This is a genomic window from Cribrihabitans pelagius (genome assembly GCF_048820915.1).
In the GTDB taxonomy this organism is placed as follows: domain Bacteria; phylum Pseudomonadota; class Alphaproteobacteria; order Rhodobacterales; family Rhodobacteraceae; genus Cribrihabitans_A; species Cribrihabitans_A pelagius.
Genome location: NZ_JBMERR010000050.1, coordinates 1 through 7,749, shown reverse-complemented (window position 1 = coordinate 7,749; position 7,749 = coordinate 1). Strand labels below are relative to the sequence as shown.

General features: G+C 62.5%; 5 protein-coding genes and 1 pseudogene. 3 read left to right on the top strand and 3 right to left on the bottom strand.

What is annotated here, in order from left to right; genetic code table 11:
- Positions 1-474, top strand: a 474-nt coding sequence (locus tag ACOHX0_RS21630; RefSeq protein ID WP_420679319.1) for a hypothetical protein, incomplete at its 5' end; no start/stop codon positions are given.
- A 23-nt stretch (positions 475-497) separates the two neighbouring features.
- Positions 498-749 (top strand): hypothetical protein, encoded by a 252-nt coding sequence (locus ACOHX0_RS21625; RefSeq protein ID WP_420679318.1) that lies wholly within the window; start codon positions 498-500, stop codon positions 747-749.
- Positions 750-751: 2 nt separating this feature from the next.
- On the opposite strand, the gene metH is transcribed toward ACOHX0_RS21625, so the two are convergent.
- Positions 752-4,543 carry a methionine synthase gene (metH, locus tag ACOHX0_RS21620; protein ID WP_420679317.1) on the bottom strand — a complete coding sequence of 1,264 codons (3,792 nt, stop codon included), beginning with the start codon at positions 4,541-4,543 and terminating at the stop codon, positions 752-754.
- Positions 4,544-4,862: 319 nt separating this feature from the next.
- Here metH and ACOHX0_RS21615 point away from each other — a divergent pair, with 319 nt between their 5' ends.
- Positions 4,863-5,657 carry a class I SAM-dependent methyltransferase gene (locus ACOHX0_RS21615; RefSeq protein ID WP_420679320.1) on the top strand — a complete coding sequence of 265 codons (795 nt, stop codon included), beginning with the start codon at positions 4,863-4,865 and terminating at the stop codon, positions 5,655-5,657.
- Between the two features lie 427 nt (positions 5,658-6,084).
- Here the strand turns inward: ACOHX0_RS21615 and ACOHX0_RS21610 are convergent, their stop codons facing one another.
- Both ACOHX0_RS21610 and ACOHX0_RS21605 read right to left on the bottom strand, forming a co-directional pair.
- Positions 6,085-7,110, bottom strand: coding sequence for an IS30 family transposase (locus ACOHX0_RS21610; RefSeq protein ID WP_420679316.1), 1,026 nt, complete (start codon positions 7,108-7,110; stop codon positions 6,085-6,087).
- A 173-nt stretch (positions 7,111-7,283) separates the two neighbouring features.
- Positions 7,284-7,749: pseudogene (locus tag ACOHX0_RS21605) on the bottom strand (ISNCY family transposase); the annotation flags it as partial.

Below are 7,749 nucleotides of genomic sequence, written 5' to 3'. Positions count from 1 at the left end.
TCCGCAATCGCCTGCCGGGTGACAGTGCGTGGCGCTGCCGTGACGAACTTGTCCCATAGAGCTTCCTTCCATTCTCGTGAATGGATCGCACCATCAAACCCTGGGATCAAACACCTAGAGCGGATTTCCCGCAAGCGGAACCGTCTGCAGCGGGCTCTCAACGCGCAGAAAGGGGAAATCGCAAATCTGGCAGGGCGGCATCTGCAGCTGATCCGGCGCTGCAGTGAAGAACAGGTCTCGGCTTCTGAGGCAAGGGCTGCCCGGGCCGCCGAGGAAAAGCGGCAGGAAGAGGCTGAGGAAAAGGCCCGGCTGGCGGCTGCTGAAGCTGAAGTCATCACCGCCTCCATCGAGAGCGGATTGGAGCTGGTCGCCGATGGGGCGCTGTACTGGCAGGAGGCGGCTCCCGGTCAGCCGCCGCGTCTGGCCTGGGGGCATCGGCGCCCGAGACGAAGAGCGAGCGGAACGAAACGCTGAAAGCCGTAAGGCCCGCCCTGCCGATGGTGAAACGGCTTGCGCAATTGGTGACCCGCATTGCCAGACGCCTCCTGGCGAAAGAACGGCTCCAGCTGAAGGCGGATGCGGAAGAGTTCTGGCAGCTTGTTGACTACGTCGACGACATCGACATCCGAACCAAGCTGAAAGAGTGGGAAAGCTACTACAACTGCCACCGGCCGCATGCTGCCCTGAAAGGAAAAGCGCCCTTCGAAGTCCTACGTGAGCGCCTTCTCTCAGCGCCGGAGAAAGTCTAAACTTAGACGTCAGCCGAAGTTACGGATGCCACATTTCGGCCCTGGCGCGCGTAATTCAGGACCGGGGCAAGCCAGCGTTCCGCCTCCGCCACATCGAGGCCCTTGCGTGCGGCATAGTCCCGGACCTGGTCCCGCTCCACCTTGGCAACGCCGAAATAATGGCTCTCCGGATGGCCCAGGTACAGCCCGCAGACCGATGCGCCCGGCCACATCGCATAGCTTTCGGTGAGCGACACGCCAATGGCCGCCTCCGCGTCCAAGAGCTTGAACAGGGTCGCTTTCTCGGTGTGATCCGGCTGCGCCGGGTAGCCCGGCGCCGGGCGGATACCGCGGTAGGGCTCGCCGGTCAGCTCTTGCGGCGTGTATTTTTCCTGCGGCGCATACCCCCACAGCTCCTTGCGGACCTTTTCGTGCAGGCGCTCGGCAAAGGCCTCGGCAATCCGGTCCGCCAGCGCCTTCACCATGATCGACGAGAAATCGTCCTGCGCCTTCTCGAATGCTTGGGCGATGGCAATCTCCTCGATGCCCGCGGTCACGACGAAGCCGCCCAGGTAATCGGGCACGCTGCCTTCGGGCGCGACGAAATCCGAAAGCGCCACATTCGGCCGCCCTGCGCGTTTCGCGCTCTGCTGGCGCAGGGTGTGGAACGTTGCCAGCTCTTCGGTGCGGGTTTCGTCCGAAAACAGCTGGATGTCATCGCTCGCGGCATTGGCCGGCCAGAAGCCGATCGCGGCGCGCGGGGTGAACCATTTTCCGGTGACAATGCGGGCGAGCATGTCCTGCGCATCGGCAAACAGCTGCCGCGCCGCCGCGCCCTGCCGTTCATCGTTAAGGAGGCGCGGGTAGACACCCTTCATCTCCCAGGCCTGGAAGAACGGCGTCCAGTCAATATAGCGCGCAAGCTCGCCGAGGTCCCAATCGTTCCAGACGCGGGTGCCAAGGAAACCGGGCGCGGGCACCCGATAGCCGCTGAAGTCCAGTTTCAGCGCGTTGGCGCGGGCCTCTGTCAAGGGCAGCCGTTTCCTGGCCAGTTCGGCGCGGGCGTGCTTTCCGGCCACATCCGCATATTCCGAGCGTATGCCCGCCACGTAATCCGTCTTCTGGCTGCCGGAGAGCAGCGCCGAGACCACGCCCACGGCGCGGCTGGCATCATTCACATGCACCGCCTGCCCCCGGCTGTACTGCGGGTGGATCTTCACCGCGGTATGCACCCGCGAGGTGGTGGCCCCGCCGATCAGCAGGGGCAGCTGGAACCCCTGCCGCTCCATCTCGGCGGCCACATGCACCATTTCCTCCAGCGAGGGGGTGATGAGACCGGAGAGGCCGATCGCATCGGCCTGCTCCTCACGCGCGGTCTGCAGGATCTTCTCCGCAGGCACCATCACGCCCAAATCGACGATCTCGTAATTGTTGCAGGCCAGAACGACGCCGACGATGTTCTTGCCGATGTCATGCACATCGCCCTTCACGGTCGCCATCAGCACCTTGCCCGCACTTTTGCGGCCATTGCCGCCGTTACGGCGTTTTTCCGCCTCCATGTAGGGCAGCAGAACCGCAACTGCCTGTTTCATCACGCGGGCGGATTTCACCACCTGCGGCAGGAACATCTTTCCGGCACCAAACAGGTCCCCTACGACATTCATGCCGACCATCAGCGGCCCTTCGATCACATGCAAAGCGCACTCAGCTGCCTGGCGCGCTTCCTCCGTGTCCTCCTCGATGAACTCGGCGATGCCATTGACAAGTGCATGCTCCAGCCGTTTCCCGACCGGCAGCCCGCGCCAGGACATGTCCTTTTCCCGGCTCCTGGCTCCACCCTGACCCCGGTACCGTTCCGCAATCTCCAACAAGTTGTCGGTTGCCGGGCCGCCGTTTGCTGGCGTGCGGTTCAGCACCACGTCCTCGCAGGCCTCGCGCAGCTCCGCATCGATCTGATCGTAGACCACCAGTTGGCCTGCATTGACGATTCCCATGTCCAAGCCCTGCTGGATGGCATGATACAGGAACACCGCGTGCATCGCCTCGCGCACCGGCGCATTGCCACGGAACGAAAAGCTGAGGTTCGACACACCTCCAGAAATATGCACATGCGGGCAAGCCCCGGTGATCCGGCGCACCGCCTCGATGAAGCCGATCCCGTAGGCGTCATGCTGTTCGATCCCGGTCGCCACGGCAAAGATGTTGGGGTCGAAAATGATATCCTCGGGCGGAAATCCCGCTTCCGCGGTCAGCAGCCTGTAGGCCCGGGTGCAGATTGTCACTTTGCGATCGGCGGTATCGGCCTGACCTTCCTCGTCAAAAGCCATGACGACCACCGCGGCACCGTAGGCCCGGCACAGGCGGGCCTGTTCCAGGAAGCCGGCCTTGCCTTCCTTCATTGATATTGAGTTGACGATCGCCTTGCCCTGCACGCATTTCAGCCCGGCCTCGATCACTTCCCACTTGGAGCTGTCGATCATCACCGGCACGCGGGCAATATCTGGTTCCGCGGCAATCAGGTTCAGGAAACCGGTCATCGCCTGTTTGGAATCGATCAGCCCCTCGTCCATGTTCACATCGATCATCTGGGCGCCGTTCTCGACCTGCTGGCGCGCGACTTCAACCGCCTCGGTATAATTGCCGCTGGTGATCAGCTTGCGGAACCGGGCCGACCCGGTGACATTGGTGCGTTCGCCCACGTTGACAAAGGGGATCTCCCTGGTCAGGGTCAGGGGCTCCAGCCCCGAGAGCCGCGTCAGCAGCGGCTGCTCCGGAACCGGGCGCGGCGGACAGCCCTTTACCGCTTCGGAAATTGCACGGATATGGTCATATGTCGTGCCGCAGCAGCCGCCAACGGCATTGACCAGCCCATCGCGGGCGAACTCCGCGATCTGCGCCGCCATCGCCTCGGGGCTTTCATCGTACGCACCCATCTCGTTGGGAAGCCCCGCGTTCGGATAGGCGCAAATCAGAGTATCCGCCACCCGCGACAATTCGGCGATATGCGGGCGCATCGCCCCGGCGCCCAGGGCGCAGTTCAGGCCGATGGTGAGCGGGCGGGCATGGCGCAGGGAATGCCAGAAGGCGGCGGGGGTCTGGCCGGACAGGGTGCGGCCCGACAGGTCGGTGATGGTCCCCGAGATCATCACGGGCAACCGCTGTCCCCGCTGTGCGAAGATCTCTTCGCAGGCAAAGACCGCCGCCTTGGCATTGAGCGTGTCGAAAATGGTTTCGATCAGCAGGATATCGGCGCCGCCCTCGATCAGCGCGCGGGCCTGTTCGCCGTAGGCGGCGCGCAGTTCGTCGAAAGTCACCGCCCGGAAACCCGGATTGTTCACATCCGGGCTGATCGAGGCGGTGCGGTTGGTTGGCCCTAAAGCGCCTGCCACGAACCGGGCGCGCCCGTTCACGGCTTCGGCCCGGGCCATTGCCTTGCGGGCCAGCCGCGCCCCGTGCCAGTTCAGGTCCCAGACCGCCGCCTCCATTCCGTAATCCGCCTGCGCGATGGCGGTCGACGAGAAGGTATTTGTCTCGACGATATCCGCTCCTGCCATGGCATACTGGAAATGAATCTCCTCGATCACCTCCGGCCGGGTCAGGTTCAAGAGATCGTTGTTGCCGTGCTGCGGTGTGCCGTCACCGGGCCGGTGGCGGCCGGCGCAAGGGCCATGCGGGGCGCCGTGAAAGTCCGCCTCGGACAGCCCCAGCTGCTGGATCTGCGTGCCCATGGCGCCGTCCAGAATGAGAATGCGCTCGCGCGCGGCTTGCTGCAGGCGGGCGGTGACGGGAGACTCGCTGAGGGGGCGGGATGGCATGGCTGACTGGTGTCCATAAGGGGATGCGCTGTAGTGGCGCTACTTAGACCCCGCCGTCTTCGCGGCCACTTCATAATCATCAAGGTTTTCATGAGGCCCGCTCATGGCAAACGGGGACGGGCCGGGCCGCCGCCCCGCCTTTTGCCCGCCTTCTGCCAGCCGGTCTGTGCGGCTCCCCGCGCCAGCCGCCGCCGGGTCCGGCCGGTGCCGCAAGGTCCCGACTTTACCGTTGTCAACCCGGGGCCGCGGTCATATTCTTTTACTGGACCTGTTGTGTCAGTGTTTTTTTGGTTACGGGGGAGTTGGTCTTGTGAAACAAATGGAAATGCGGTCGGGCGTTCTAAAAAGTATTCTGAGAAGTTTTGTTTCGGTCAACATCAAGGCGTCACGGGTGTATGATCGATTGTTCTCGGACCGGCTTTCAGCACAGCAGTCGGACACGTTTCCGGACATCATGCCTTATATCAGACCGGGAATGCGCATTGCCGACCTCGGCGGCGGCAAGCAGCCCTTTCTGAATGGCAGCTTCGTCAGGGAAAATGACATCACTTATGTCGGAATCGACATTGATCCCGAAGAATTGGCCAATGCCCCGCTTGGAGCGTATTCCTACACGCGGGTGCTGGATGTCACTTCTGGGTTCCCGCCGGATGAGGAACCCTTTGACATCATTATCTGCAAAAGCACGCTGGAACACGTGCGGGATACCCGGAAGGCTTTGGAAAACCTGCTTTCTGCCTTGAAGCCCGGGGGGCACGCCCTGATCAGGACACCGTGCAGGCACGCGGTGTTCGCGCATCTGAACAGATGGCTTCCCGAGGGCCTCAAGCGGCGGCTGCTGCACTCGATCTTTCCGCATAAGGAAACCGACGGGTTTCCTGCATTCTATAACCGCTGCTCGCCACCGGAATTCAAGGCAATCATATCGGAAAATGGAGGCCGGATCTTTCATCTGGAGAGATGCTACTGGTCAAGTTATTTCACTGCGTTCTTTCCGGTTTATGCGGCCTGGAGGTTTTTTTCATTGCTGCAGCTGGCATTTGTCAGCGGGTATTGCGAAAATTTTGCCATCATTGTCGGCAAGAATGCGGATGCCGGATCCGCTCCCTCCTGAAGCCGGGCGCCGTTTCCTCCGGGAGCGGCGGTCGGTGAGGGGGAGGCCCCCTCCTGACGGCACTTGCGGCACGGAGCTCCGGACAGGTTCGGGAGCACAGGACAAGCAGGGCCGGGCCATGCAGATGGCGTGGAGCCCGCAGCTGCCGCCGGGGCGGCGTTGCGTCCGGCCGGGCTGAAGCCGGGGGCACCAGCCCCGCGCTATGCTGCGGGCAGCCGGCCCGGATCGTTTGAACGTTGTCGGGCCGTTGCTTCATTGGATGCTGCGCCCGTTCGGGCCGCGCCGGGGAGTGCTGGCGGCCGCGCTCCGCTGCGCAGTCGCACCGCAATAGCCGCTCGATACGGCAGCGAGCGGTTCTCGAAACGGTTGCGCGTGCGGCAGATGGTGGAGCGATGCCTGCGTGTGAGCGATACCTGAACCGCGACTCCTATTGCCTCTGAGGGTAGGGGGATCGGCCCAGTTCTTCCATCATCTTCTCTCTGAATACCTCTGCGGGTGTTTTCCACCCGAGGCATTTGCGGGGCGTGTTATTAAGGCGGTCGCAAATTACTTTCATGTCGTGATCTGAGAACTGCCGAATATCGCGCTTCCGCGGGAGCCATCGCCGGGCCCGCCGGTTTGTGTTCTCAACCGTGCCCTTTTGCCAAGGCGAGGAGGGGTCGCAAAACCATGTCTGCGGACCGGTCTGTGCTTGCAGATGCGGCCAGGAGATGAATTCGGTGCCGCGGTCGAATGTGATGGATTTGCGTGCAGCAAGAGGCAAGTCGCTGATTGCCTTCATGATATTGCCCATGACCGGTTTGGTACGCTTGTTCGGGTTCTTTAAGAGAACCGTGAAGCGGCTGACGCGCTCAACCATTGAGGTCACGTTGGACTGTCCAAGGCTTTGTTTGAACAGCATAAGATCTGCCTCCCAGTGACCGAATTGACGTCTGTGCGCGACGTCGTCGGGCCGGATCAGGATACTGACATCACGATGGAATTTTGGCTTCTGGCGCTTGCGGGCCCGCCTCGGCCTGCGGGCCGTGCGGTGGGTTGGCAAGTACCACCAAAGCTCCTGCGCCATACCTTCCTTGGAATAGATGTGCCGGTAGATGGTTTCCTGGCAGACCCGCAGCCTGGCGCCTTCATGGATCATCCGGTTGCCGATCTGTTCTGACGTCCAGCCATGCTTCAGCCGCCCGACGACACGGCGGCACAACTCCGGATCGCGGATCAGCTTGCGTTGCCGCGCGTGTCGGCCGGCCGCCATCAGCTGCGCTGCGGCGTCATAATAGCCATCACATTTCGGCAGGCAGGGATCGGAGAAATGGTTCCGCTTCAACTCCCGGAATATCGTCGATCTGCAGCGTCCAAGGACGCGCGCCATCTCGTTCACAGGGACCTTCGCATGCCTCCAGCGTTCAATCTTGCGCCGTTCCGTGATACTCAGCTGGCTGTAAACAGCTCCCATTTCGTTTCCTCTCGTCAGACAACATACTGTTTTCTAACAAGAGTCGCAGTTGAGGGTAGCGCGCCCCCCCTGCACGGCTTTTTGTTGCAACCATCCAGAAATGTCACCGGCCGCGCAAAGCAGGAATGTCACCAAGGGCCCGGACGGGAGCGCAGCCTGGCAGGGAGTAGACCTCAAATATCAGAACCCTGGCTGGCTGCGCGGGTTGCCCTGGGCTTGCGGTCTGCCAGTGTATTCCCGCCGTCGTTGCGCCTTCCTGTCGGCTGATAACGTGTGCGCTGTTTTCCGACGCGGCGCTTCTTCGGAGGGGCCTTGTCCTGTTCGGCCTTGATGAATTCCAGCCCGGCGCCGAGGCGCTTGTTCTCCGTAAGGGCCGCCTGGGGGACGCGCTGATCCTTGCCGAAAGCCGGGGAGGGGAGCTGGATCCCCTTCCAGCGGAACTCCCGCCGCCCGTCCGCGAATTCGCAGCTGTCCGCATATTTGCTGGGCAGGCTGGCGGCCTGGCGGACTTGGCATTGCACCGTTCCATGAAACCGGAAAGGAACGCATTGGCCGCCTCCATGTCAGAGATGCCGGCCAGCCGCAGTTCGTTCACCAGCCGGTCCTGCAACGTGCGGGTGGCGCGTTCCACGCGGCCCT